General features: G+C 43.8%; 1 protein-coding gene. It reads left to right on the top strand.

The annotated features are described in order from the left end of the window. Positions 1–372, top strand: a 372-nt coding sequence (locus HC175_RS19670; protein ID WP_209310128.1) for a methylenetetrahydrofolate reductase, incomplete at its 5' end; no start/stop codon positions are given. Positions 373–404 lie beyond the last annotated feature (32 nt).

Raw genomic sequence — 404 nt, 5'->3', positions numbered from 1 at the left:
CACCTCAAGTCAAAGCAGGAAGCGGGAGCAGCCTATGTGGTGACCCAAATGTTCTTCGATAATTCCAGCTATTTTAATTTCGTTGAAAAATGCAGGCAAAGTGGAATTCATATTCCTATCATTCCCGGGCTAAAACCTATTTCGGTAAAAAACCATCTAAGCCTCATTCCACACCGCTTCCATGTGGATCTTCCGTCAGAACTTGTCCAGGAGGTGGAAAAGTGCAGTTCCAACCAGCAGGTGCAGGAAGTGGGAATTGAATGGTGCATTCAACAGAGCAGGGAACTGGTGGCTGCGGGAGTGCCGGTATTGCATTATTATTCTATGGGGAAGAGTGAAAATATAAGAAGGATTGCTTCGGAAGTTTTTTAATTTCAGCCATTTATCTCCTTTTTCTTCAGAAG

Source organism: Salinimicrobium oceani (genome assembly GCF_012037645.1).
Note: the sequence above shows the minus strand (reverse complement) of the source record. Positions and strands in the feature narration are given on the sequence as shown.